Source organism: Kitasatospora sp. NPDC096077, assembly GCF_040303245.1.
Lineage (GTDB): Bacteria > Actinomycetota > Actinomycetes > Streptomycetales > Streptomycetaceae > Kitasatospora.
Genome location: NZ_JBEOSV010000013.1, coordinates 1 through 24,655, shown reverse-complemented (window position 1 = coordinate 24,655; position 24,655 = coordinate 1). Strand labels below are relative to the sequence as shown.

The 24,655-nt window shown below is 73.0% G+C and carries 21 protein-coding genes; 14 read left to right on the top strand and 7 right to left on the bottom strand.

Annotated elements, in window-relative coordinates; all coding sequences use genetic code 11:
• Nucleotides 1–113 precede the first annotated feature (113 nt).
• The 3 genes from ABTZ03_RS14845 (at nt 114) to ABTZ03_RS14835 (ending at nt 2,870) form a co-directional block, all read left to right on the top strand.
• Nucleotides 114–1,127: an aldo/keto reductase gene (locus ABTZ03_RS14845; RefSeq protein ID WP_350513337.1), complete on the top strand. Its 1,014-nt coding sequence runs from the start codon at nt 114–116 to the stop codon at nt 1,125–1,127.
• A 67-nt stretch (nt 1,128–1,194) separates the two neighbouring features.
• Nucleotides 1,195–1,785, top strand: coding sequence for a TetR/AcrR family transcriptional regulator (locus ABTZ03_RS14840; RefSeq protein WP_350513336.1), 591 nt, complete (start codon nt 1,195–1,197; stop codon nt 1,783–1,785).
• A 167-nt stretch (nt 1,786–1,952) separates the two neighbouring features.
• Complete coding sequence (locus ABTZ03_RS14835; RefSeq protein WP_350513335.1) at nt 1,953–2,870, top strand: ADP-ribosylglycohydrolase family protein; 918 nt, start codon at nt 1,953–1,955, stop codon at nt 2,868–2,870.
• Nucleotides 2,871–2,973: 103 nt separating this feature from the next.
• Here the strand turns inward: ABTZ03_RS14835 and ABTZ03_RS14830 are convergent, their stop codons facing one another.
• Nucleotides 2,974–3,240 (bottom strand): GlsB/YeaQ/YmgE family stress response membrane protein, encoded by a 267-nt coding sequence (locus ABTZ03_RS14830; protein ID WP_350513334.1) that lies wholly within the window; start codon nt 3,238–3,240, stop codon nt 2,974–2,976.
• 184 nt (nt 3,241–3,424) lie between these two features.
• On the opposite strand from ABTZ03_RS14830, the gene ABTZ03_RS14825 reads away from it, so the two are divergent.
• Nucleotides 3,425–4,666, top strand: coding sequence for a glycosyltransferase (locus ABTZ03_RS14825; RefSeq protein WP_350513333.1), 1,242 nt, complete (start codon nt 3,425–3,427; stop codon nt 4,664–4,666).
• A 93-nt stretch (nt 4,667–4,759) separates the two neighbouring features.
• On the opposite strand, the gene ABTZ03_RS14820 is transcribed toward ABTZ03_RS14825, so the two are convergent.
• The 4 genes from ABTZ03_RS14820 to ABTZ03_RS14805 form a co-directional block, all read right to left on the bottom strand.
• A complete protein-coding gene (locus ABTZ03_RS14820) occupies nt 4,760–6,349 on the bottom strand; it encodes an NCS1 family nucleobase:cation symporter-1 (RefSeq protein ID WP_350513332.1) in 1,590 nt (529 codons plus the stop codon).
• A gap of 25 nt (nt 6,350–6,374) precedes the next feature.
• Nucleotides 6,375–7,388 carry a TIGR03842 family LLM class F420-dependent oxidoreductase gene (locus ABTZ03_RS14815; protein ID WP_350513331.1) on the bottom strand — a complete coding sequence of 338 codons (1,014 nt, stop codon included), beginning with the start codon at nt 7,386–7,388 and terminating at the stop codon, nt 6,375–6,377.
• A 78-nt stretch (nt 7,389–7,466) separates the two neighbouring features.
• A complete protein-coding gene (gene hydA, locus ABTZ03_RS14810; protein ID WP_350513330.1) occupies nt 7,467–8,897 on the bottom strand; it encodes a dihydropyrimidinase in 1,431 nt (476 codons plus the stop codon).
• Between the two features lie 11 nt (nt 8,898–8,908).
• Entirely contained in the window at nt 8,909–9,751 is an 843-nt protein-coding gene (locus tag ABTZ03_RS14805) for a nitrilase-related carbon-nitrogen hydrolase (protein ID WP_350513329.1), read from the bottom strand.
• Nucleotides 9,752–10,263: 512 nt separating this feature from the next.
• On the opposite strand from ABTZ03_RS14805, the gene ABTZ03_RS14800 reads away from it, so the two are divergent.
• The 10 genes from ABTZ03_RS14800 (at nt 10,264) to ABTZ03_RS14755 (ending at nt 21,847) form a co-directional block, all read left to right on the top strand.
• Complete coding sequence (locus ABTZ03_RS14800) at nt 10,264–13,371, top strand: hypothetical protein (protein ID WP_350513328.1); 3,108 nt, start codon at nt 10,264–10,266, stop codon at nt 13,369–13,371.
• 152 nt (nt 13,372–13,523) lie between these two features.
• The gene (locus tag ABTZ03_RS14795) at nt 13,524–13,601 is read left to right on the top strand and encodes a putative leader peptide (protein ID WP_350513447.1); all 78 of its coding nucleotides are present in this window, start codon (nt 13,524–13,526) and stop codon (nt 13,599–13,601) included.
• 208 nt (nt 13,602–13,809) lie between these two features.
• On the top strand, nt 13,810–14,382 hold the full coding sequence (locus tag ABTZ03_RS14790) for a cysteine dioxygenase (protein WP_350513327.1): 573 nt from the start codon (nt 13,810–13,812) through the stop codon (nt 14,380–14,382).
• Nucleotides 14,376–14,762, top strand: coding sequence for a rhodanese-like domain-containing protein (locus tag ABTZ03_RS14785; RefSeq protein WP_350513326.1), 387 nt, complete (start codon nt 14,376–14,378; stop codon nt 14,760–14,762). The genes ABTZ03_RS14790 and ABTZ03_RS14785 overlap by 7 nt, the downstream gene beginning before the upstream one ends.
• A 313-nt stretch (nt 14,763–15,075) precedes the next feature.
• Nucleotides 15,076–16,260, top strand: a complete 1,185-nt coding sequence (locus ABTZ03_RS14780; protein ID WP_350513325.1) for an ABC transporter ATP-binding protein — start codon at nt 15,076–15,078, stop codon at nt 16,258–16,260.
• Nucleotides 16,250–16,918, top strand: coding sequence for an ABC transporter permease (locus ABTZ03_RS14775; RefSeq protein ID WP_350513324.1), 669 nt, complete (start codon nt 16,250–16,252; stop codon nt 16,916–16,918). The genes ABTZ03_RS14780 and ABTZ03_RS14775 overlap by 11 nt, the downstream gene beginning before the upstream one ends.
• The gene (locus ABTZ03_RS14770) at nt 16,915–17,592 is read left to right on the top strand and encodes an ABC transporter permease (RefSeq protein WP_350513323.1); all 678 of its coding nucleotides are present in this window, start codon (nt 16,915–16,917) and stop codon (nt 17,590–17,592) included. Before ABTZ03_RS14775 ends, ABTZ03_RS14770 begins: the two co-directional genes overlap by 4 nt.
• A gap of 41 nt (nt 17,593–17,633) precedes the next feature.
• A complete protein-coding gene (locus tag ABTZ03_RS14765) occupies nt 17,634–18,596 on the top strand; it encodes an ABC transporter substrate-binding protein (RefSeq protein ID WP_350513322.1) in 963 nt (320 codons plus the stop codon).
• A gap of 138 nt (nt 18,597–18,734) precedes the next feature.
• Nucleotides 18,735–19,280, top strand: coding sequence for a hypothetical protein (locus ABTZ03_RS14760; RefSeq protein WP_350513321.1), 546 nt, complete (start codon nt 18,735–18,737; stop codon nt 19,278–19,280).
• 512 nt (nt 19,281–19,792) lie between these two features.
• Entirely contained in the window at nt 19,793–21,847 is a 2,055-nt protein-coding gene (locus tag ABTZ03_RS14755) for a glycosyl hydrolase family 18 protein (protein WP_350513320.1), read from the top strand.
• A gap of 128 nt (nt 21,848–21,975) precedes the next feature.
• On the opposite strand, the gene ABTZ03_RS14750 is transcribed toward ABTZ03_RS14755, so the two are convergent.
• Nucleotides 21,976–23,259 (bottom strand): multidrug effflux MFS transporter, encoded by a 1,284-nt coding sequence (locus tag ABTZ03_RS14750; RefSeq protein ID WP_350513319.1) that lies wholly within the window; start codon nt 23,257–23,259, stop codon nt 21,976–21,978.
• Between the two features lie 307 nt (nt 23,260–23,566).
• Nucleotides 23,567–24,049, bottom strand: a complete 483-nt coding sequence (locus tag ABTZ03_RS14745) for a hypothetical protein (protein ID WP_350513318.1) — start codon at nt 24,047–24,049, stop codon at nt 23,567–23,569.
• Nucleotides 24,050–24,655: the final 606 nt, after the last annotated feature.

Genomic DNA, 24,655 nt, shown 5'->3' with positions numbered 1-24,655 from the left:
GATGACAAGAGACAGCGAACAGATTTTGAAATCTGTTCGCTGCCATGGCATAGTGAGATCCGGGTCACACTGCCCCCGTCATCCGGCGCCGCACCTGCCTCTGGAGCACCCCCATGACTTCGCCCACCCGCCCCGCACAGCGCACCCTCGGCACCTCCGGCCCCCTCACCTCCGCCCTCGGCCTCGGCTGCATGGGCATGTCCGACCTCTACGGCCCGGCCGACGAGGCGGAGAGCATCGCCACCATCCACGCCGCCCTCGACGCCGGGATCACCCTCATCGACACCGGTGACTTCTACGGCATGGGCCACAACGAGCTGCTGATCCACGAGGCGCTGCGCGGCCGCGACCGCGAGAGCGTGCAGATCAGCGTGAAGTTCGGCGCCCAGCGCGGCCCCGACGGCCAGTGGCTCGGCTACGACACCAGCCCGGCCGCCACCAAGACCGCGCTCGCCTACACCCTGCGCCGGCTGCGCACCGACCACATCGACGTCTACCGCCCGGCCCGCCTCGACCCGTCGGTCCCGATCGAGGAGACCGTCGGCGCCATCGCGGACCTGGTGAAGGCCGGCCACGTCCGCCACATCGGCCTGTCCGAGGTCGGCGCCGACACCCTGCGCCGGGCCGCCGCCGTCCACCCGATCAGCGACCTGCAGATCGAGTACTCGCTGCTCACCCGCTCGATCGAGGCCTCCGTCCTGCCCGCCGCCCGGGAGCTCGGCATCGGCATCACCGCCTACGGCGTGCTCTCCCGCGGCCTGCTCAGCGGCCACTGGAACCCGGACCGCCCGCTCGCCGACACCGACTTCCGCGGCGCCAGCCCGCGCTTCCAGGGCGACAACCTGGCCCACAACCTCGCCCTGGTCGAGGCGCTGCGCACGATCGCCGACGCGAAGGGGGCCAGCGTCGCCCAGGTCGCCATCGCCTGGGTCGCCTCGCGCGGCGAGGACGTCGTCCCGCTGGTCGGCGCCCGCCGCCGGGACCGGCTGACCGAGGCCCTCGGCGCCCTGGACGTGACGCTCACCCCGGCCGACCTCACCGCCATCGAGGCCGCCGTCCCCGCCGGCGCCGCGGCGGGCGACCGGTACGCTGCCGCGCAGATGGCACGCCTGGACAGCGAGCGCTGACCGAGCCGACGCTGACCAGCGGAAACCCTCCGCACCACCCTGACCGCACGACCCTAAGGACGGCCCCGTGACCACGGACACCGCACTCACCGCCGAGCAGATCCTGATCGCGGCGGAGGAAGTCCTCCGGCGGTTCGGCCCGGCCAAGGCCACCGTCGTGGACGTCGCCCGGGAGATCGGCGTCAGCCACAGCAGCGTCTACCGCCACTTCCCCAGCAAGGCGGCGCTGCGCGAGGCGGTCACCCAGCGCTGGCTGGACCAGGCCCACCACGACCTGACGGCCGTCAAGGACGAGGCCGGCGACGCCGCCGAGCGCCTCGAACACTGGCTGACCACCCTGTTCGCGGCCAAGCGCAAGAAGGCACTGGACGACCCGGAGCTGTTCGCCACCTACCTGGTGCTGGCCGAGGAGAACAGCGCCGTCGTCGACGCGCACATCGAGACCCTGGTCCGGCAGATCGCCGAGATCTTCCAGGACGGTGTGGAGCGAAAGGAGTTCAAGCCCGCGCACATCCTCAACACCGCCCGGGCCGTCTTCGACGCCACCGCGCCCTTCCACGACCCGGTGTTCGCGGCCAGCTGGTCCGAGCCGACGGCGGACGCGCGCTTCGCGGCGGTCTGGAAGCTCGTCATCGGCGGACTGCGGGCCGGGGCCTGAGGCCCGGCGGCAGTCCGGCGGTCCTCAGGCCCCCACCAGGAGCCACCGGACGAGGCGTCGGACGGGCCACCGGACGAGGCGTCGGCGACCAGGGGGAAACCCGGTCGCCGACGCCTCGCTCTTTCGGGCACACTTCCGCACACAGTTGATCTCACTCGGAGGATGACATGCGTGCGCCCACCCCGGTCCTGGACAGTCTGCGCGGGCTCGCGCTCGGCGACGCCTTCGGCGACCGCTGGTTCTCCGTACCGGTCGACGAGGCGCCCGCCGCGCTGGCCGCCCGCCTGGTCCGCCCCGCCCCCTGGCACTGGACCGACGACACCGCGATGGCCCTCGTCCTGGTCCACCACCTGACCGTCCACGGCGAGGTCCGGCAGGACGCGCTGGCCGAGGGGTTCGCGGCCGAGTACGCCCGCGAGTACCAGCGCAAGTACGGCCCCTCGATGCACCGGGTGCTGCGCGGGATCGGGGCCGGCGGGGACTGGCGCGCCATCACCTCGGGCCAGTTCGAGGGCCAGGGCTCGTACGGCAACGGCGCCGCGATGCGGGTCGCCCCGCTGGGCGCCTGGTTCGCCGAGGACCTGGACGAGGTGGTCCGGCAGGCCGAACTCCAGGCGCTCACCACCCACTTCCACCCGGAGGCGGTCTCCGGCGCGGTGGCGGTGGCACTCGCCGCGGCGCTCGCCTCGCGGAGCCGGGGCGGCCGCGCGCCCGGCCGGTCCGAACTGCTCACCTCGGTCGCCGACCGGCTGCCGGACGGGGACGTGCGCTCCGGTCTGCGGATCGCCGCCCGCCTGCCGGAGCACACCAGCGTCCGACACGCCGCGACCGTACTCGGCTCGGGGCTGATGATCTCCGCCCCGGACACCGTCCCGTTCGCCCTGTGGTCAGCCGCCGGGCACCTGGACTCGCTGCCCGAGGCGATCTGGCACACCCTGGAGGGCTGGGGGGACAAGGACACCACCTGCGCCATCGCCGCCGGCGTGGTGGCCGCCCGCACCGGGCTCGTGGACGTACCGGCCGGCTGGCTCGCCGCCTGCGAGGCGCTGCCGGACCGGGCCGCCGAGACGTCGGCGGCCCGGTAGCCGACGGCTCCCGGCGGGCCGAACGGCCCGGGCCCGCCGGCTTCCGCTGGCAGTCGACAATCGACAGTCGTCCGTCGTCCGCCAGTGCGCCCGAACGCCCTGCTCAGCGGCGCGAGTTGCCGAACAGCAGCCGGTAGACGATCAGCAGCACCAGTGCGCCGCCGATCGCCGACACCCAGGTCGGCCCGTCGAAGAAGCGCGCCGAGATCGACCGGTGCAGGAAGTGCGAAGCGATCCAGCCGCCGACGAAGGAGCCGGCGATCCCGATCAGGGTGGTCACGATCAGGCCGCCCGGGTCCCTCCCGGGCAGCAGCAGCTTGGCCAGGGCCCCGGCCACCAGGCCCAACACGATCCACGCGACGATGCTCATCCGACCCGTCCCTCCCGTCCTCGGCGCGACGGCCCCGTCCCGCCCGCTCTGCACCCAAGGACGCCGCCGCGCTCGTACCCGGTTCCGGCCGGTCCGGTCGGGCGGCGGGATCCGGCCACCCGGAGCCGACCGGTCCGCGCGTGGCGTCCTTCCGGGCGGCCGCACCCGCCGAAATACTGCGGCCATGCGCATCCTGATCGCCACCGCCGGCTCCCGGGGCGATGTCGCGCCCTTCACCGGGCTCGGCGTCCGTCTGCGGGCGGCCGGACATCAGGTGGCCGTCGCCACCCACACCACCTTCGCCGAGTCGGTCCGGGCCGCCGGGCTGGAGTTCCGCCCGCTGCCGGTCGACCCGCGCGCCGAACTCGCCTCCGTCGAGGGCCGACGACTGCTGCGGGCTGGCGGCGGACCCGGTGCCGTGCTGCAACTCCTACGGCTGGGCCGGAAGTTCATGCCCGCCCTCGGCCAGGGCATCGTCGACGCGACGGCCCTCGGCACCGACCTGCTGCTCACCACCAGCACCACCAGCGCGCTCGGCCAGGTCGCGGCCGAGGCAGCCGACATCCCCACCATCGGGCTGTACCTCCAACCCCTCTCCCCCACCCGCGAGTTCGCGCCGGCCGTCACGGGCACCCGCTCGCTCGGCCGGACCGGCAACCTGCTCGCCGGGCACGCCGTCCAGACGACGACCGACCGGATGTTCGTCCCGGCCGTCCGCGCACTGCGCCGCCGGCTCGGCCTGCCGCGGCGCGGCGTCGCCCGGGCCCGCCGCGACCACGCCGTGCTGCACGGGTTCTCGCCCCGGGTCGTCCCCCGGCCCACGGACTGGCACCCCCGGCTCGACGTCGCCGGGTACTGGTGGCCGGCCGAACAGCCGGGGTGGCGGCCGCCGGAGCGACTGCTGGACTTCCTGGCCGCCGGACCGCCGCCGGTCTTCATCGGCTTCGGCAGTCTGGTCGTGCCCGATCCGGACCGGCTGACCGCGACCCTGCTCGCCGCCGCCCGGGCCGCCCGGGTCCGGGTCCTGCTGCAGTCGGGGTGGAGCGGACTGGCCGCCGAGGACTCGGACACCGTACTGACCATCGGCGACACCCCGCACGACTGGCTGTTCCCGCGCACCGCGGCCGTGGTCCACCACGCGGGCGCGGGCACCACGGCGGCCACCCTGCGCTCCGGCACCCCCACCGTCCCGGTGCCCGCCCAACTGGACGCACCCTTCTGGTCCGCCCGGCTGACCGCGCTCGGCGTCTCCCCCGGCCCGGTCCCGCTGCACGCCCTGGCCCCCAGCCGACTCGCCACCGCCATCCGCCACAGCCTGGACGACCCCCGCTACCGCACCCGCGCCCGCTCCGTCGCCGCGGCCCTCGCCACCGAGGACGGCGCCGCCAAGGTCCTGGCGGCCGTCGAGGCGACGGCGAACAGATGACAGCGGACGAATCACAGACGACGGATGACAGATAACGGATAACAGATGACAGCTGACGGATGTTGAAATCTGTCAGCTGTCATCTGTTCTCCGTCATCCCTTGCTCGTCATCCGCTTCTCGTCATCGGCCCCCGCCGCCCGTTCCCGGAGGTCCGTCCGCGACAACCCGCCGAGCACCAGGTACACCGCCGCCGCCGAGGCGAAGCCCACCGCCCAGCCGTAGTCCGCGAGCGGCTTGAGGAAGGGGATCACCCCGTCCACCGGGAACGGCCCCTGCTTCACACCGTGCGCGTCGAGGCCGGAGTACGAGCCCCCGACCGCCAGCAGCCCGCCGACCAGCAGCGCCACGACGGCCCGCCAGTTCCATCCGGCCGCGTACCAGTACGCCCCGAACGGCCGGTAGAGGTCGGCGAGTCGGAGCCGGGTGCGGCGCAGCACCCAGTAGTCCGCGATCAGTACCCCGGCGACCGTTCCGAGCAGTCCGCCGACCACGCCCAGCCACACGTAGATGTAGACGTGCGGGTCGGCGGTCAGCCGCCACGGGAAGATGGCGATCCCGACCACGCCCGTGATCAGCGCCCCGGTACGGAAGTTGATGAACCGGGGCAGCAGGTTGGCCAGGTCGTAGGCCGGGGAGACGACGTTGGCGGCGATGTTCACCGACAGCGTCGCGATCAGCACGGTCAGCAGCGCGAACAGGACCGCCACCGGGCTCTCCATCTTCGCGGCGAGCTTGATCGGGTCCCACACCGGCTCGCCGTACACCGCCGCGGAGCCCGAGGTGACCAGCACCGACAGCAGGGCGAAGAGCGTCATCGTGGTCGGCAGGCCGAGCGCCTGTCCGCGGATCTGGGCCCGCTGGCTGCCGCCGAAGCGGGTGAAGTCGGGGATGTTGAGCGACAGCGTGGACCAGAACCCGATCATCCCCATCAACGACGGGAAGAAGACCTTCCAGAACCCGCCGCCCCAGCCCAGCGCGGAGGGCTGGTCGAGCAGCGGCCCCACTCCGCCCGCCTTGACGCCGATCCACACCAGCAGCGCCAGCGCACCGACGATGACGAACGGCGCCGCCCAGTTCTCGAAGCGCCGCAGCGTCTCCATACCGCGGGCGATGAGGACCATCTCGACCAGCCAGAACAACAGGAAGGAGGCCCACTGCGTCCACGGGTACCCGCCGAACTCCGTTGCCGTTCGCCAGGATTCGCCGAACAGCTTGCCCGCCAGCAGGAAGATCCCCTCGCCGCCGATCCAGGTCTGGATGCCGAACCAGGCACAGGCCACCGCCGCCCGGATGAGCGCCGGCAGGTTGGCTCCGCGCAGTCCGAACGAGGCCCGGGCGAACACCGGGAACGGGATGCCGTACTTCGTCCCCGCGTGTCCGGTGAGGAGCATCGGCCCGAGCACGATCAGGTTGGCGAGCCCGATGGTCAGCACCGCCTGCTTCCAGTCCATCCCGAGCGCGACCAGGCCCGAAGCCAGCGTCCAGGAGGGGATGTTGTGGGCCATGCCGACCCACAGCGCGAGGAAGTTGTAGGTGGTCCAGGTGCGCCGCCGCACCGGGACCGGCCGGAGGTCGTCACTGGTGAAGCCGTTGGTGGGCAACACCCCCTCGGCCGGTTCGAGTTCGACCCGGCCGTCGGGGTGCTGCCGCTGTCCGCCGCCGCCGGTCACGGTGTCGGCCATGGGCAACTCCCGTCTGGGCAGGGGATCACAGGTGGGGGATGACGTCCGTCCCGTAGGCGTCGATGGTGCTCTCGACGGCGTCGTGCATGGCGTAGACGGCGAACTGGTCGACGCCGAGCGAGCGGAGCTCCGCCAGTCGGGCGCGCTGGACCTCGGCGGGCCCGATCAGGCAGAAGCGGTCCACGATGGCGTCCGGGACGAAGGCCGTGTCCGGGTTCCCGGCCCGGCCGTGGTGGCTGTAGTTGTAGCCCTGGCGGTCCTTGATGTACTCGGTGAGCGCGTCGGGCACCAGCTCGGAGTGCTCGCCGTAGTGGCCGACCAGGTCGGCGACGTGGTTGCCGACCATCCCGCCGAACCAGCGGCACTGCTCCCGGGCGTGGGCGAGCGCGGCGGGCGAGTCGTCGGCGGTGACGTACGCGGGCGCGGCCACGCAGACGGTGACCGAGGCCGGGTCCCGGCCGGCTTCGGCGGCCGCGGCGCGGACCGCCTTGACCATGTACTCGGTGAGGTACGGGTCCGCCAACTGCAGGATGAAGCCGTCGGCTTGGCGTCCGGTCAGGGCGAGCGCCTTCGGGCCGTACGCGCCCATCCAGATCGGCAGCGCGGCGTCCGGGCCGACCCAGGGCAGGTGCATCTCGGTGCCGTCCACCTCGACGGTGCGTCCCTCGGCCAACTCCTTGATGGCGTGCATGGCTTGGGACAGCCGGTCGAGCGTGGCGGGCCGGCGGCCGGCCACCCGCATGGCGGAGTCGCCGCGGCCGATGCCGCACACGGTGCGGTTGCCGTACATGTCGTTGAGGGTGGCGAACAGGGAGGCGGTGACCTCCCAGGTGCGGGTGGAGGGGTTGGTGACCATCGGGCCGACGGTCAGCCGCTCGGTCTCGGCGAGGATGCGGCTGTAGATGACGAAGGGTTCCTGCCACAGCACGCAGGAGTCGAAGGTCCAGCCGTGACTGAACCCGGCCCGTTCGGCACGGATCATGCGGTCGATGAGCAGGCGGGCGGGCGGGTCGGTCTGCAGGACGAGGCCGATGTCCATGGGGAGCTCCGGGAGAGGGGTCGGGAGGGCGGCCCGGGGCCGAAGCGCGCACGCCGCGGCCCCGGACGGCAGGGGGGATCAGGTCAGGTACTGGCAGGTGTCGCGGCGCAGGAAGGTGCCGTGCCCGGCCCGGCCGAGCCAGTGCCCGTCGTCCAGCACCACGGTGCCGCGGGAGAGCACCGTCCGGGCCCGGCCGGTGAGTCGGCGGCCCTCGTAGGCCGAGTAGTCCACGTTCATGTGGTGGGTGGCGGCGGAGACGGTCTGCACGGCGGTGGGGTCGTAGACCACCAGGTCGGCGTCCGCGCCCGGCGCGACGGTGCCCTTGCGCGGGTGCAGCCCGAACATCCGGGCCGGGGTGGTGCAGGCGATCTCGACCCAGCGCCGCCGACTGATCCGCCCGTCCACCACGGCCTGGTGCAGCAGGTCCATCCGGTTCTCCACCCCCGGAAGGCCGTTGGGGATCTTCGAGAAGTCGCCGCGGCCGAGTTCCTTCTGCCCGACGTAGCAGAACGGGCAGTGGTCGGTGGACACCACCTGGAGGTCGTTGGTGCGCAGGCCCTGCCAGAGCGCCTCCTGGTGCTCGCGCGGCCGCAGCGGCGTGCTGCACACGTACTTGGCGCCCTCGAAGCCGTCCGCGCCCTCCTCCGCGAGGTTGTCGGTGGAGAGGAAGAGGTACTGCGGGCAGGTCTCGCCGAAGACGTTGAGCCCGGTGTCGCGGGCCCGGGCGAGTTCGGCCAGCGCCGAGGCCGCGGAGACGTGCACCACGTAGAGCGGGCTGCCCGCCACCTGGGCGAGTCTGATCGCCCGGTGGGTGGCCTCGGCCTCCAGCAGTTCGCGCCGGACCTCGCCGTGGTGGCGCGGGGCGGTGCGCCCGGCGGCCAGGGCCTGTTCGACCAGGACGTCGATGGCGATGCCGTTCTCGGCGTGCATCATGATCAGCCCGCCGTTGGCCGCACCGCGCTGCATGGCGCGCAGGATGCGGCCGTCGTCGCTGTAGAAGACGCCGGGGTAGGCCATGAAGAGCTTGAAGGAGGTGGACTCGCCGGAGTCGACCAGCCCGTCCATCTCCTTGAGGACGGCCTCGTTGACGTCCGAGACGATGGTGTGGAAGGCGTAGTCGATCGCGCAGTTGCCCTCGGCCTTGGCGTGCCAGGCGTCCAGGCCCTCGCGCAGCGCCCCGCCGACGGGCTGGACGGCGAAGTCGACGATGGTGGTGGTGCCGCCCCAGGCGGCGGCGCGGGTGCCGGTCTCGAAGGTGTCGGAGGCCGCGGTGCCGCCGAACGGCAGCTCCATGTGGGTGTGGACGTCGACGCCGCCCGGGATGACGTAGTGGCCGGTGGCGTCGATGACGGTGTCGGCGGTCCAGGCCTCGGCGGCGGTGCTGCCGGTGGCGGCCAGGGCGGCGATGCGCTCGCCCTCGATCAGGACGTCGGCGTGGAGTTCGTCGGTGGCGGTGATGACGAGGCCGCCGCGGACGAGGGTGCGCTGCTGCGGGTCGCGGGTGGTCATCGCGGTGCTCCTCAGGCCTCGGCGAGCGGTCCGTAGGCGTCCGGTCGGCGGTCGCGGTAGAACGCCCACTGCTGGCGGACCTGTTCGATCAGGCCGAGGTCGAGGTCGCGGACGACGAGTTCCTCCTCCTTGTCGGAGGCGACCTCGCCGACGAACTGGCCGCGCGGGTCGACGAAGTAGGAAGTGCCGTAGAAGTCGTTGTCGCCGTACTCCTCGGTGCCGACCCGGTTGATGGCCGCGACGAAGTACTCGTTGGCCACGGCGGCGGCGGGCTGTTCGAGCTGCCACAGGTAGCCGGACAGGCCGCGGCTGGTGGCGGAGGGGTTGTAGACGATCTGCGCGCCGGCCAGGCCCAGGGCCCGCCAGCCCTCGGGGAAGTGGCGGTCGTAGCAGATGTAGACGCCGACCTTGCCGACGGCGGTGTCGAAGACGGGCCAACCGAGGTTGCCGGGCTTGAAGTAGTACTTCTCCCAGAAGCCCTTGACCTGCGGGATGTGGTGCTTGCGGTACTTGCCGAGGTAGCTGCCGTCCGCGTCGATGACCGCGGCGGTGTTGTAGTACACGCCGGTCTGCTCCTCCTCGTAGACCGGCACGACCATCACCAGGCCGAGTTCGCGGGCGAGGTCCCGCATCCGGCGCACGGTCGGACCGTCCGGGACGGCCTCGGCCCAGCGGTAGTGCTCGGGCTCCTGGACCTGACAGAAGTACGGGGCGTTGAAGACCTCCTGGAAGCCGATGATCCTCGCGCCCTGCGCGGCGGCCTCGCGGGCGTACCGCTCGTGGAGCGCGATCATGCTCTCCTGGTCGCCGGTCCAGCGGGTCTGGACGAGCGCGGCACGGACGATCTGCGACATGGGTACCTCCGCAACTCCGCGGCCCGGCCGTGCGGTCGGGCCCGCGGTCTGAGGGTTGACGGGGAGGGTCTCGCCTGCGGGTCCGGTCAGGGAACCACAGGGGTCTACGTGACGGGTCCACGCGATGGGTCTACGTGCGTAGAACGTGGTCTGTAGACGGTAGGCCGGGCCTCGGTGGCCTGACAATACGTCGGTGGCAACGCGTCCGGGGCGATCTTGCTGCACGGACACGCGGTCGGCCGTGGGTGGGATGAAAAGCTCATCTACCCCGGAAGGCAACTCCTTACTCATTCGAGTGAAAGCGGACACCGGGGGTGCGGAATCAGCCATGCCGGGGTAGGACCCGCATGGATGTGCGAGCGATCGTCATCTGCTGGTGATACAAGGCGACTTCGGAGACCGTACGGAGATCGTCCGCGGATCCTCGGGGAGCGTTCAGGAGGCGCTCCGGGGTCCGCGGCGGGGAGCGACGGTCGACAGGGGGCCGAACGGGGGCGGTACGGATGGCTGCGGTGAGCGGGATCGAGGAGCGTACGGCGGGTGCGTCGGCACCGGACGGGCGGCCGCCGGCCCTGCCCGCCTGGGCGGGGCTGCTGCTCGCCCTCGGGGCCCTGCTGCCGCTCGCCCTCGGGCTGTCACTGGCCCGCGGGCAGTCGCCCGGGGCGCGCCTGACCGCCCTGCAGCTGGCCGGTTCCCGGGCGGCCGCCGAGGCCGTGGTCGGCGAGCGCACCACGGCGTACCGAGCGGCCCTGCGTGCCGAGTTCTGGCTGATCGGCGGCTACGGTCTGACGCTGTCGGCCGCGGCGCTGCTGGGCGGGTACGTGCTCGGGCGGCGACGCCGGGCCGTCCCGGCGCTGGTGGTCGGGCTGGCCGGGCTGCTCGCCGCGGGCTGCGACCTGGGCTCGAACGTCCTGCTGCACCTGGGGCTCGACCACGGCGGCTCCGACACCCCCTTCGCGGTCGCGGCGGCGCTCACCACGGTCGGTCGGCTGCTGCTCCTGCCCGCGGGGGTGACGGCGGCGGGCCTGCTGGCGGTGACGGCCGCCCGGGCGATGCGCGGCCTGCGGCCCTCGGCCTCCGCAGCCACCGCCACCGCCGACGGAATCGGCCCGGACGGCACCGATCCGCAACGCCCGGCGCTGATACCGCCCTGGCCGGTGACCGACCGGTCCGGTCGTCTCCGGCACCGGCACCGGGAGCCGCACTCGGACCGGTCAGTGGGCCGGCCGAAGGACGGGCCGACGGACGGGCCGACGGACGGGCCGACGGACCGGTCCGCGGAGCCGTCGGCGGCCGACGCCCCCGGCGCCCATACCCACTGGCGGGACGCCGGCCGGGTGCCGCCCGGCCGCGAGCCCGCCGAACTGGGCTTCTGCGCCTCGGGCGGCGGCATCCGCTCGGCCTGCGTGACGCTCGGCGCGCTCCAGGCGCTGCGCCCGTGGCTGAAGCGGGCCCGCTACCTGGTCTCCGTCTCCGGGGGCGGCTACACCGTGGGCGCGCTGCAGCTCGCGCTCAGCGACTCGGCGCCCGGCAGCCCGGTGCACGCCCTCTCGGGCCTGACGGCGGACACCGTGCTGGAGCCCGGCTCCCCGGAGGAGGACCACCTCCGCCGGCACAGCAAGTACATCGCCGACGGCGCCGGCGAGTGGCTGGTCGCCCTCGGAACGCTGCTGCGCGGCGTGCTGTCGGCACTGTTCCTGCTGCTGGCCGCCGTCCTGGTGCTCGGCCTCGGCCTCAGCCGCTTCTACCACGCCGTCCCGGTCACCGACCTGCACGCCCTGGCGGCCGCCGGCCTGCGCCACCAGGGCGCCGTACCGGGCGTCCTGGAGTTCCGTCCGCCCGCGCTGGCCGCCCTCGGCGCCCTGCTGGCCGCGGCGGCCGGGTGCTGGCTGCTGTGGCTGCTGGTCTTCCCGCCGCTCGGCTGGCACGCGTCGCTGCCGCGCGCGCTGCGCCGGCTCAACTACGTCGCGCTGTCGCTGGCCGGGCTGCTGGTCCTCGGGGTGCTGGCGGTGCCGGGCCTGGCCTGGGGCGCGGTCCGGCTCCAACAGGCGCTCGCGGCCGGTCCGCAACTGACCGGCGCCGGGCTGAGCCTGACCGTCGTGCTCAGCTACCTCGCCCTGCTGCTCGGCATACTCTGGCGCGACCGCCGGACGATCGGCCGGGGCGTGCGCGCGGCCGCCGGAGCACTGCGCGGCGCGGGCCGGATCGGCGGCGGGCTGACCGCCAACCTCCCGCAGTACCTGGTGGTGTGGGCCGCGCTCGGCACGCTCACGGCGGGCGCGCTGCTGGCCCTCGGCTGGGCGGTCGCCACCGGGTACGCCTGGCCGACGGCCGTCCAGGTGCTGCTGCCGCTGGTGCTCGGCGCGGTCGGGCTCAACCTCGACCAGACCTGGATGAGCCTGCACCCGTTCTACCGGCTGCGGCTGGCCTCGGCGTTCGCGGTCCGCCGGGTCACCGAGGGCGGCCGCACCACCGCCCGCCGGTACGACTTCTACCGGGAGCAGACCTGGCTGAGCCACTACGCCGCCCGGCACCCCGACTTCCCGCAGGTGATCTTCTCGGCGGCGGCCAACCTCTCCGGCAACTCCCGTACGCCACCGGGCCGTCGGGCGGTCTCCTTCACACTCTCGCACGACTACGTGGGCGGCCCGGACGTCGGGTACGCGCGCACCGACCTGCTGGAACGGCGCACCCGCCGGCACATCGCCCGGGACCTCACCGTGCAGTCCGCGATGGCCGTCTCCGGCGCCGCCTTCTCCTCCGCGATGGGCCGCCAATCCCGGGTCTACCAGGGGCTGTTCGCGGTGACCAACGCCCGGCTCGGAACGTGGCTGCCCAACCCGGCCGAACTCGGCCCGGCCTGGTCCGGCACACCGGACTGGCGCCGCGCCGGGCAGCCCTTCGTCCGTCGGCTCCCCTACCAACTGCGGGAGCTGACCGGCCGGTTCCCCGTGGACGACCGCTTTCTGCTCACCACCGACGGCGGGCACTACGAGAACCTCGGGCTGGTCGAGCTGCTGCGCCACCGGGTGCGGATGGCGGTGAGCATCGACGCCAGCGGGGACTCCGGCTACGCCGCCAACCTGGCCGCCGCGATCACCCTGGCCCGCGAGGAGCTCGGCATCGTCATCACGCTGCACCAGCCGGAGCTACTGATCCCGGGCGGCGCGCCCACCGTCCGCGACGGCGGCGGGGTGCCGCTGCGCGGACTGGCGGCCCAGCTGTCCGACCGGCTCTCGACCCGCGGCGTGATCACCGGGGACATCCACTACCCGGCCGTCGACGGCGAGCCCGACGCCGGACCGCCCGGCACGCTGATCGTCCTCCAGGCGGTGCTGACCGCCGACATGCCGTACGAGCTGCAGTCCTACGCGATCGCCAACCGGGCCTTCCCGAACGACGGCACCAGCGACCAGTGGTTCAACCACCAGCAGTTCGACGCCTACCAGACGCTCGGTCGCTACCTGGGCGAGCAGGCCGGGCCGGTGATCGAGCAGGCCCTCGCGGAGGGAGCCGCCGGGTCCTCCGGCGGCCCGGCGTCCGTGCCCGCTCCCGCCGCCTCACCCGCCGCCGCGCCGGCCACCGCCCCGCCGGCCCCGCGCGCCCCCGTGGAGGACTGAGCCCGAGGACCGACGCCGACAGCTGAGCCCGACGGCCGAGCCCGAGGTCGGGCCGGGGACGGTGGGCTCGTCGAGGAGATCCTGTTAACAGGCCGCAACAAGCGGGCGCCCCGGCTTGACTTCGTCCGACCGGCTCGGAAAAGATCCGGTGCATGGACTCCGGCACCCTTCTGGTCTGCCGCCTGCACGTCGATCTGCGACGCCAGGCGAGTTCCATCTGTGCCCGCTGACCTTGCTCCGCTCCGCCGGTGCCGCCCTGTGACCTCCGCCAGGGCCCGTACCGCGCACCCGCACCCGCAGTCCTGAACCCCGCTCCCACTCGGCGCACCCGTGCGTACCGGGCCGGGCCGCTCCCCCGGTCCCCGCCCGCCGTCACCACGACCGCCGGCCCGGGGCGCACACCCTGACGACGTTCCCCGCCGCACCCGAGGACGCCCCATGAGCCTTGACCTGATCTCCGAGCCCCCGACCCGAACCCCGGACTCGTCGCCCTCCGCCGGACCGGCTCGCGTCGGCCCCTCGTCCGCCGGCTCCTCGCCTGCCGGACCGGCCCGCGCCCCGCTCAGCCCGCGCACCCTGCGGACCCTCGTCCGCGAGCTGGCCGAGCAGCCCGACCGGTGGATCCACCTGGTCCGGCTCTCCACCGAGGAGCGCTGGTTCCAGCGCCTGGCGGCCGACGACGACCACGAGGTCTGGCTGATCAGCTGGCTGCCCGGCCAGTCCACCGGCTTCCACGACCACGGCGGCTCGCGCGGCGCCTTCACCGTCGCGCTCGGCGAGCTGGAGGAGCTGTCGCTCGGCGGCCCGGACCAGGGCCTGCTGATCCGCCGGGTCCCGGCCGGCACCGCCCGCGCCTTCGGCCCGGAGTACGTGCACGACGTGCGCAACACCGCCTCCGGCCCGGCCGTCACCCTGCACGCCTACTCGCCCCCGCTCAGCTCGATGGCGCACTACGACCTGCGGGCCGGCGGGCTCGTCCGCACCTCCGAGGAAGGACCGGAACAGTGGTGACCACGATCGACGACCTGGTGGAGCGAGCACGCGAGGGCGTCCACCGTCCGCGCGCGCGGGAGGCCTACCAGGCCCATCTGGAGGGCGCGCTGCTGGTGGACATCCGTCCGGCGGCGCAGCGGGCGGCCGAGGGCGGGATCCCCGGCTCGCTGATCATCGAGCGCAACGTCCTGGAGTGGCGGCTGGACCCCACCGGCAGCCACCGCATCCCGGAGGCCTCGGGCTATGACGTCGAGGTGATCGTGATCTGCTCCGAGGGCTACGCCTCCAGCCTGGCCGCGGCCTCGCTGCGCGAGCTCGGGCTGCACCGGGCGACCGATCTGGACGGCGGGTTCGTCGGCTGGGCGGCCGACGGTCTGCCCACCCGCCCGGGCGACTGAGCCGGGATCACGCCGCGTGGCCCCGGCCGGTGAGTCGGGGTCACACCCCGTGGCCGCCGACGGCTGATAACCGGTGGTCACGCGGTGTGTTCCCCGGCCGCCGAGCCGGGGTCACGCCACGTGCCGGGTCGTAAATCAGGGACAGGGGATGATGCAGGTCATAGTCTGATCAGAGTTTCCGCCGGTCCGAACCTGGGCAGCCACGCGGGCGGAAGAACGCCCGAACGGGTGAAACCACCGTCAACCGAACGACCCGCAAGACCGACCGACACAGGCGCCGCCTCCCCGGAGCGCCCTGACGAGGAAACACTCCGTGATCAGATTCGAGGGCGCCGGCAAGCGCCACCCCGACGGCACCATCGCGGTCGAAGGACTGGACCTTGAGGTCCCGACCGGTCGGATAACCGTCCTGGTCGGACCGTCCGGCTGTGGCAAGACCACCCTGCTGCGCATGGTCAACCGGATGGTCGAGCCCACCTCGGGCCGGGTGCTGCTGGACGACGCCGACGTCGCCACCCTGGAACCCGCCAAGCTGCGCCGCGGCATCGGCTACGTGATCCAGCAGGCCGGGCTGTTCCCGCACCGCAAGGTGATCGACAACATCGCCACCGTCCCCTACCTGCTCGGCTGGGACCGCAAGAAGGCCCGTGCCCGGGCCGCCGAACTGCTCGAACTGGTCGGGCTCGCCCCCGGCACCGCCAAGCGCTACCCCTTCCAGCTGTCCGGCGGCCAGCAGCAGCGGGTCGGCGTGGCCCGGGCGCTGGCCGCCGACCCGCCGGTGCTGCTGATGGACGAACCGTTCAGCGCCGTCGACCCGGTGGTGCGGGCCGGGCTCCAGGAGGAGCTGCTGCGACTGCAGTCCGAGCTGCACAAGACGGTGCTGTTCGTCACCCACGACATCGAGGAGGCCGTCCGACTCGGCGACCAGGTCGTGGTGCTGCGCGAGCACGGCCGGATCGCCCAGCTGGCCGACCCGCACACCCTGCTGACCTCCCCCGCCGATGACGGCGTGGCCGCCTTCCTCGGCCGCGACCGGGGCCTGCGCGGCCTCGCTCTGCGGCCCGCGACGGCCGTGGCACATCGCCCGGTCGGTGACGGACTCCGGTACGGCGACTGGGAGTTGGCCCTGGACGACGAGCGCCGCCCGATCGGCTGGATCGACCGCGGCGGCGCCGGCGCCGAGCTCCGGTCCGCGGCCGGCTACCGCCGGGACACCGACACCCTGCGCGCCGCCCTGGACGCCGCCGTGCTCTCCCCCGCCGGGGTCGCGGTCGTCCTGGACGCCGACGGTCGGGCGATCGGCACCGCGAGCCGGGAGGCCGTCCTGGCCGCGCTCACGCCCGCCGATGGCACGGCGGTCGGCCTCGGCCGGACGGCGGGCCCGGCGAAGACCGTTGGCCCGGAAGAGACGGCGGGCCCGGCGAGGGCAGTCGACGCCGAAGAGGCCGTCGACGCCGACAGGACGCCCCCGGCGGACGGAGCCGACGGTGGACGATGAACCGATCGTCCGCTGGTACTGGATCGGCGACCACCTCGGCTACCTCGGCAGCCTGCTCGCCGACCACGCCGTGATCGCCCTGGTCCCGGTACTCATCGGACTGCTGCTGGCCGTTCCGCTCGGCCTGGCCTGCGCCCGCTTCCCCCGGCTGTACCAACCGCTGTCGGCGGTCTTCAACATCGTCTACGCGCTGCCCTCGCTGGCCGTCTTCGTGGTGCTGATCCCGTACACCGGGCTCGCCACCCAGGCGACCGTGATGATCCCGCTCACCTTCTACGCCCTCGCCGTCCTGCTGCCGACCACGGTGGACGGGCTGCGCGCCGTCCCGGACTCCGTCCGGCAGGCCGCCACCGCGATGGGGTACGGGCCGTGGCACCGGCTGACCGCCGTCGAACTGCCCGCCGCCGTGCCCTACCTGATCGCCGGGCTGCGGGTCGCCGCGGTGTCCAGCATCTCGCTGGCCAGCGTGGGCGCGCTGATCGGCCGCGGCGGGCTGGGCTACCTGTTCATCGACGGCTTCCAGCGCACCTTCCCGACCCCGATCGTGGCGGGCATCGTGCTGATCGCCGTCCTGGCGCTGGCCGTCGACCTGCTGCTGGTGGTCGCCCGCCGGCTGCTCGCGCCCTGGGCCGTCCGGGAGCAGGGGGCGGGTTCGTGAACTGGCTCAACTGGCTGACCGACTTCTTCTCCGACCCGGACCGCCGCAGCGGTCCGGACTCGATCGTGCACCGGGTCTCCGAGCACCTGCTGTTCTCCGGCGAGGCACTGCTCTACGCGGCGCTGCTCGCCGTCCCGCTCGGACTGCTGATCGGCTACACGGGCCGCGGCGTCACCGCGGTCACCGCACTCGCCGGGGCCGCCCGTGCCCTGCCGACCCTCGGCCTGGTGACCCTCGCGGTGCTGCTGGCCGGTGTCGGCGACACCGCCGTGCTGATCCCGCTGGTCGCACTGGCCGCGCCGCCGCTGCTGGTGGCGGCCGTCGAGGGGGTGCGCGGCACCGACCCGGACGTCCGGGACGCCGCGCGCGGGATCGGGCTGACCCACCCGCAGGTGCTGTTCCAGGTCTGCCTGCCCTCCGCCGCGCCGACCCTGCTGGCGGGCTTCCGCACCGCGACCGTCCAGGTGATCGCGACCGCCACGGTGGCCGCCTACGTCGGGCTCGGCGGCCTGGGCCGCTACGTCATCGACGGGCTGGCCACCCGGCAGTACGCGGTGACCGTGGGCGGTGCGCTGCTGGTGGTGCTGCTCGCGGTCGGCGCCCAGCTGTTCTTCTCCCTGCTCGCCCGGTTCGCGCTCCCGCCCGGGGTGCGCGCCCAGCGCCGGGCCCGCTGAGGCTCTCCTCTCCCATCCGCTCCGGAAGGACTACTGTCACCATGTCGACATTGAAGAGAAGCAGGCGCGCCGTTCTCCTCGGCACGCTCGCCGCGCTCGCCCTGGGCGCCACCGCGTGCGGCTCCTCGGGGAGCAGCAGCAACCCGCTCGGCGGCGGGTCCACCGCCTCCTCCGGCAGTGCGGCGTCCGGTGGCACCGGCGGCTCCGGTGGTTCCGGTGGCACGGTGGTCGTCGGTTCGGCGAACTTCCCGGAGAACGTCCTGCTCGGGTCGATCTACTCGCAGGCGCTCAAGGCCAAGGGCGTCAAGGTCGAGGAGAAGTTCAACATCGGCAGCCGCGAGGTGCTCTACGGGCAGCTGCAGAGCGGCAACCTGACCGTGCTGCCCGAGTACAACGGCGCACTGCTCGCCTACCTGGACGCCAAGAACACCGCCGTCACCACCCAGGACGTGAACGCGGCGCTGACCAAGGCGCTGCCCGCCTCGCTCGGGATCCTGGACTCCTCGCCCGCCGAGGACAAGGACTCGCTCAGCGTCACCCAGGACACCGCCGACAAGTACGGCCTCAAGAGCATCTCCGACCTGGCCGCCAAGGCGGGCGAGTTCACCATCGGCGGCCCGCCGGAGTTCAAGTCCCGGCGCGAGCAGCAGTTCAAGGACGTCTACGGGCTGACCTTCAAGGAGTGGAAGCCCACCGCCGACACCACCGCGAACGCGCTCAAGGACGGCAGCATCCAGGTCGGCAACGTGTTCACCACCGACCCGAAGATCGTCCAGTACAAGCTCGTCGCGCTGAGCGACCCGAAGAACGTCTTCGGCGCCCAGAACATCACCCCGCTGATCAACAAGGCGGGCGTGGACGCCAATGCGACGGCGGCGCTCAACGCGGTGTCGGCCAAGCTCGACACCGCCGGGCTGACCGGGCTGATGAAGCGCGTCTCGGTCGACAAGGAGGACCCGTCGGCGGTGGCCAAGGACTGGCTGAAGGCCAACGGGCTCGGCTGACACCCGGCCCGGGTACGACGGACGACGGACGGCGGCACGGGGGATCTTCCCCGGGGCCGCCGTTCGGCGTGCCGGGGCCGGTTCGTCGGCAGGACGGGACCTTCCCTTCGGCGCCGCGAACATGACAGTGTGACGCCCATGCGTACTCGTCTCCTCGCCGCCTCCCTCACGGCACTCGCCGCGGTGAGCCTCGCTGCCTGCTCCAGCTCGGGTTCCACCTCGGCCTCCGGCTCGAACAAGGCCACCGTCGCCGCTGCCACCCCGTCCGGCGCCACCACCGCCTCGGGCTCCGACGCGCCCGAGACGCCCGCACCGCCGGCCTCCGTGCCCGCCACGCCCGACGCACCCGGCACGCCCGAAGCGCCCGGCTCGGCCCCGGCCAAGCCCGCTCCGCCCACCGACGCCGGGCTGCCCGCCAAGCCGGACGCCGACCTCACCGGCAAGACGGTCGCCGCGCTGAACGCGATCGACCCGGCGATCGTCGGCGGCAAGCCCGACCAGGTGGTGGACCAGGCCCGCAAGCAGTGCCAGGCGATGTACCAGTTCCCCAAGGACAAGGCCAAGTTGGCCGAGCTGGCCAAGCAGAACTTCACCTCGTCCGAGCACCCCCGGAGCCTCGACCCGGACACCGTGGCGAAGATCGACGACGCGCTGCGCGCCACCCTCTGCCCGCCGCCGCACTGACGCCGTTCCGCCCTGTCTCCAGAACCGCCCCGCCCCCAGAACCGCCCGGTGTCCTGAGCTCCGGGCAGCCGTGGCCGCGCCCCGCCCGCCGGGTGCGCGGCCATCGGCGTCCCCGGCCCGGTAGCGGTCAGGGCCGTCCGCTGACGAACTGTTAGGCGTCTTGACAGACCAGTGGTCTAGTCCAAACATAAGCATGTCGATCCGACCGGGATGCACTGTGGGGGTGTGACCACCGGCGGCTGAGGCACTGCCCTGCCCTGTCCCGCTCCACCCCCGCTCCGTTCGGCGTGCACACGATCGCACCGTCACCCGCCTCCACGCGGGAGTCGGTGGGTTCCGCACGCCCCTGTGTCCGCACCGAAGGTGTCCCCGCCGAACGTGTCCGCACGGAAGGCGTCCGCACCGAACACTCCGGACCGGGTGCCCGCGCGGCCGACCCCACACGGCCCTCGGCACCCCGGCCCTGCTCCTCCCCAACGTCCTGCCCCACCACGTCTGTTGGAGAAGAATCCATGCGTCTTCGCAGAACCGTCCAGGCCGCTTTGACGGCCTGCGCCACGCTGGCCGCCTCGGCCGGACTGGTCGCCGCCGGGACGGGCTCCGCCCAGGCCGCCACCCCGCTCCCCAGCCGGGTCTTCGCGCCCTACTTCGAGTCCTGGACCGGCCAGAGCCCCGCCACCCTGGCCGCGCAGTCCGGCGCCAAGTACCTGACGATGGCCTTCCTCCAGGCCGCCACCAAGGGGTCCTGCACCCCGTACTGGAACGGCGACACCTCGAAGCCGGTCTCCTCCTCGACCTTCGGCTCCGACATCGCCACCATCCGCGCCAACGGCGGGGACGTGATCCCCTCCTTCGGTGGCTACACCGCCGACAACACCGGCACCGAACTGGCCGACAGCTGCACCGACGTCAACCAGATCGCGGCCGCCTACGAGAACCTGATCACCACCTACGACATCAGCCGGATCGACCTCGACATCGAGGACAACTCGCTGACCAACACGGCCGGCATCGACCGCCGCAACAAGGCGATCAAGGTCGTGCAGGACTGGGCGGCCGGCAACGGGCGCAACGTCCAGTTCTCCTACACCCTGCCGACGACCACCAGCGGGCTGGCCGACAGCGGCCTCGCGGTGCTGCGGAACGCGGTCAGCAACAACGCGCGGGTCGACGTCGTCAACATGATGACCTTCGACTACTACGACGGCGCCACCCACGACATGGCGGCCGACACCCAGACCTCGGCGCAGGGCCTGTACAACCAGCTCGCCGGGCTCTACCCGGGCAAGTCCCCGGCGCAGCTGTGGGGTTCGATCGGGATCATCGAGATGCCCGGCATCGACGACTACGGCGCGGCCGAGACCTTCACCGTCGCCAACGCCACCACCGTCTACAACTGGGCGGTGTCGAAGGGCATCAGCACGCTGTCCTTCTGGGCGCTCCAGCGCGACAACGGCGGCTGCGTGGGCAAGGGCGGGGACGACTCCTGCTCCGGCATCGCGCAGAACACCTGGGACTTCACCCACGTCTTCGCCCCGTTCACCAGCGGCTCGACGGTGACCAACGACTTCTCGGTCGCGGTGAACCCCAACTCGGGCACCGTGGCGGCCGGTTCGTCGACCTCGGCGGCCGTCGCCACGGCGGTCACGGCCGGCTCGGCGCAGAGCGTCAACCTCAGCGTCAGCGGCGCCCCGACCGGCGTCACCGCCACCGTCACCCCCGGCAGCGTCACCGCCGGCAACGGCGCCACCCTGAACATCACCACCACCTCCTCGGTGGCGCCCGGGAGTTACCCGCTCACGGTCACCGGCAGCGCGGCCTCCGGCAGCCACACCGGGGTCTTCACCCTGAACGTCACGGGCAACCAGCCGGGCAATGACTTCTCGGTCGCGGTGAACCCGAACTCGGGTACCGTGGCGGCCGGTTCGTCCGCCTCGGCAGCCGTCGCCACGGCGGTCACGGCCGGCTCGGCGCAGAGCGTCAACCTCAGCGTCAGCGGTGCCCCGACCGGCGTCACCGCCACCGTCACCCCCGGCAGCGTCACCGCCGGCAGCGGCGCCACCCTGAACATCACCACCAACTCGGCCGCCGCGGCGGGCACCTACCCGTTGACCGTGACCGCCACCGCGCCGTCCGGCACCCACACCGCGACCTACGCGCTGACCGTCACCGGCTCCGCCCCGTCGACCGGCCTGGTCAACGGCGACCTGGAGACCGGCAACCTGGCCCCGTGGACCTGCCAGAGCGGTGGCGGCATCGTCACCACGCCGGTCCACTCCGGTTCGTACGCGCTGCAGGCCGCGGCCTCCGCGAGCCAGACCGGCGACTGCACGCAGACCGTGACGCTTAAGCCCAACACCAGCTACACGCTGAGCGGTTGGGTTCAGGGCAACTACGCCTACCTGGGTGTCAGCGGCGGCGCCACCGCCAGCACCTGGACCAACTCCTCGGGCTGGACCAAGCTGTCCGTCCCCTTCACCACCGGCGCCTCCGGCACCGTCACGGTGTACCTGCACGGCTGGTACGGGCAGGGCGGTGTGTACGGGGACGACTTCTCGATCGCCTGACGGACGACGGGTAGCAGGTGACAAGTAACAGGTAACAGGCGACAGCAGTCAGACAACAGATAACAGCTGACAGATTTCATCATCTGTCAGCTGTTATCTGTTTGCCGTCGCCTGTCAGCTGTCAGTCGTCAGCTGCCGGCCGCCGCCTCGCGCAGCCGCCCCGGCCGACACAGCGTCACGTACGCCGCCAGCGCCAGCATCCCGCACCCCAGGACCACCACCGCCAACAGCGTGGCCGACGGCCGTCCGCCGAGGCTGCTCAGCGGTGCGACCACCGCGCCGCACAGGAAGTTTCCCGTCCCCAGCAGTGCCGAGGCGGTCCCCGCCTGCTGGGGCTCGACCAGGCTCAGCGCCTGCGCCGCCGTGTTCGGCAGCACCACCCCCAGGCTGCCCATCAGCACGAACAGCGGCGGGCAGAACCCGGCCAGCCCGAAGTCCCACACCGTCGTCAGCAGCACCAGCGCCACCCCCGCCACGACCGCCGCCACGAGCCCGGCCAGCATCAGCGACCGCGCCGCGAAACGCGGCGCCAGCACCCGCCCGTTCAACTGGGTCATCACCACGATCGACAGCGAGTTCAGCCCGAACAGCAGGCTGTAGGTCTGCGGCGACACCTGGTACACGTGCTGGAGCACCGTCGACGACCCGCTGATGTACCCGAACAGCGAGCCGAAGGCCAGCGAACTGGTCAGCGCCAGCCCCAGGAACGGCAGGTGCCGCAGCAGCCGGCCCATCGTGCGCAGCGCCGTACCCACCCCGCCGCCGTTCCGGGCCTGCGGCGGCAGGCTCTCGCGCAGCGCCCCGAACGCGGCCAGCGCGAGCAGCAGTCCGAGCGCCGTGAGCGCCCCGAACGTGCCGCGCCAGGAGGTGAACCGCATCAGCTGCGCCCCGATGATCGGCGCGAGGATCGGCGCCAGCCCGGATATCAGCGCGATCGAGGCGAGGAAGCGCAGCATCGCCACGCCCTGGAAGCGGTCCCGGGCGACGGCCCGACCGATGACCAGTCCCGCCGACCCGGCCACGCCCTGGACGAAGCGGGCCGCGATCAGCACCGTCAGGTTCGGCGCGACCACGCACACCACGCTGGAGAGGGTGTAGACGACCAGCCCGGCGAGCAGCGGCGGGCGGCGCCCGAAGCGGTCGCTGAGCGGCCCGAAGAGCAGCTGCCCGGCCGCGACCCCGAACATCGAGAAGGTCAGGGTGAGCTGGACGGCGGCCGGCTCGGCCGCCAGGTCCTGGGCGATCGCCGGCAGGCCGGGGAGGTAGAGGTCGGTGGTGAGCGGGCCGAGCGCGGTGAGGCCGCCGAGAACGGCGATCGTGGCCCGGCCGGGGCCGGTCGGGCCGGCGGCCTCCGCAGTACCGGTCGCTGGGGAACCGGCCTCCGCAGTACCGGTCGCTGGGGCAGCAGTCACCGGGGCAGCGGTCACCGGGGCGGAGGCTTGGGCGGGGACGGGAGCGGTCGACGTGTCGTCGGTGGGACCGACGGTCGGGCCGGGCATGGCTCTCCTAACGGACGCGGTGACAGGTGTTCGTTCGCAATCCGTCCTATCGCAGCCCGGCAGGTGCCTGGACACCAGGGGTGCTCCCGGGACGGATCCGCCCACCGGCCGATCCACAGCACGCGCACGACGACGGCCCGCCCGCACCTTCCGGTGCCCGGCGGGCCGTTCGTTCCCTGGTCAGGACGGCTGATCCGGGATCAGTGCCCGGTCAGCACCCTCAGTGCTTGGCGACGTGCTCGGCCCGGAGGGCCGCCTGCATCGTCGCGCCGTCCTGCCACGCGTAGAGCTGGTTGCCGGTGAGCGTCACATTGTAGTGCCCGCAGGTGCCGACGGCCTTGGCCGCGATGCCCTCCGGGAACCAGCCCGCCTTGAGCGAGACCGGCACCGGGTGCGGGCCCTTGCCCGACAGCCCGGTGCTGCAGCCGACGGGCAGCCGACCCTCGGGCAGCGTCGCCCGCAGCAGTCGGTCGTCGCCCGTGGTGGACATCAGGTACTTGACCGAGGAGGCGTTGTCGGGCAGCCAGGTGGGCATCGAGCGGCGGTCGGCCTTGGCCTGGGTACCGCTGTCGTACGAGACCTGCTCCTGGTGGCGCCCGTCGTACCACTCGGACACCCGGGGGCCGATGGCCACGGCGCCCACGGCGACGGCCATGCCGGTGCCCGCGACTCCCAGCGCGACCTTGCTCACGATGCCCTTCATGCCTGGCTGCCCTCTCCGTGTCCGTTGCCGCTGTGCCCGGTGCGTCCGGTGCGTCCGGTGGATCCGATGCGTCCGGTCCGGACGGCACCGTCGCCGGGCCGTCCGTCACCCGTCCGGGCTGAGCACTCCGCCGGCCGGGTGTATCCATGGTGGCCCGGGCCGACCTGCCGGAGCGTCACCACGAGGTCGCGATCTTGCATCCAACCCACGGGGTACCGTCTCCACCTTCAGGCGTATGTCCGTGGGCCCGACCCCCGAGTACGGGCCGTTCCGACGCTCGGGCTGCCGGGCCCGGTCCGGGTCCAGTCCGGGTCCGGGTGCGTCCCGGGCCCCGATCGAGCCTGACTCACGCGGGACCCCACCGCAGCCCGGCCTGCTGCACCCGGGGCACCGGCCCGGACCCGGCCGCGGCCGGAACGGGCGGTGCGGGGTGGCACGGCCGTGGCCGCGTGCGGGGTTCGGGCGGCTGCGGGACCGGGACGGCCACGCGACTCGGACAGCGGCGCGGCTCAGAAAGTGTTGGGTAAGTGATCAACTCCGTGGCGTGATGCATGCCGGTGATCTTCGCGGTCTGGGGACCCGCGAATATCACCGGCATGTGTGTCT

What these genes read in the sequence shown, in the direction of transcription:
- ABTZ03_RS14845 (WP_350513337.1), top strand. Translation starts at nt 114, where the DNA reads ATGACTTCGCCCACCCGCCCCGCACAGCGCACCCTCGGCACCTCCGGC.
- ABTZ03_RS14835 (WP_350513335.1), top strand. Translation starts at nt 1,953, where the DNA reads ATGCGTGCGCCCACCCCGGTCCTGGACAGTCTGCGCGGGCTCGCGCTC.
- ABTZ03_RS14830 (WP_350513334.1), bottom strand. Translation starts at nt 3,240, where the DNA reads ATGAGCATCGTCGCGTGGATCGTGTTGGGCCTGGTGGCCGGGGCCCTG.
- ABTZ03_RS14825 (WP_350513333.1), top strand. Translation starts at nt 3,425, where the DNA reads ATGCGCATCCTGATCGCCACCGCCGGCTCCCGGGGCGATGTCGCGCCC.
- ABTZ03_RS14820 (WP_350513332.1), bottom strand. Translation starts at nt 6,349, where the DNA reads ATGGCCGACACCGTGACCGGCGGCGGCGGACAGCGGCAGCACCCCGAC.
- ABTZ03_RS14815 (WP_350513331.1), bottom strand. Translation starts at nt 7,388, where the DNA reads ATGGACATCGGCCTCGTCCTGCAGACCGACCCGCCCGCCCGCCTGCTC.
- hydA (WP_350513330.1), bottom strand. Translation starts at nt 8,897, where the DNA reads ATGACCACCCGCGACCCGCAGCAGCGCACCCTCGTCCGCGGCGGCCTC.
- ABTZ03_RS14805 (WP_350513329.1), bottom strand. Translation starts at nt 9,751, where the DNA reads ATGTCGCAGATCGTCCGTGCCGCGCTCGTCCAGACCCGCTGGACCGGC.
- ABTZ03_RS14795 (WP_350513447.1), top strand. Translation starts at nt 13,524, where the DNA reads ATGGACTCCGGCACCCTTCTGGTCTGCCGCCTGCACGTCGATCTGCGA.
- ABTZ03_RS14790 (WP_350513327.1), top strand. Translation starts at nt 13,810, where the DNA reads ATGAGCCTTGACCTGATCTCCGAGCCCCCGACCCGAACCCCGGACTCG.
- ABTZ03_RS14765 (WP_350513322.1), top strand. Translation starts at nt 17,634, where the DNA reads ATGTCGACATTGAAGAGAAGCAGGCGCGCCGTTCTCCTCGGCACGCTC.
- ABTZ03_RS14760 (WP_350513321.1), top strand. Translation starts at nt 18,735, where the DNA reads ATGCGTACTCGTCTCCTCGCCGCCTCCCTCACGGCACTCGCCGCGGTG.
- ABTZ03_RS14755 (WP_350513320.1), top strand. Translation starts at nt 19,793, where the DNA reads ATGCGTCTTCGCAGAACCGTCCAGGCCGCTTTGACGGCCTGCGCCACG.
- ABTZ03_RS14745 (WP_350513318.1), bottom strand. Translation starts at nt 24,049, where the DNA reads ATGAAGGGCATCGTGAGCAAGGTCGCGCTGGGAGTCGCGGGCACCGGC.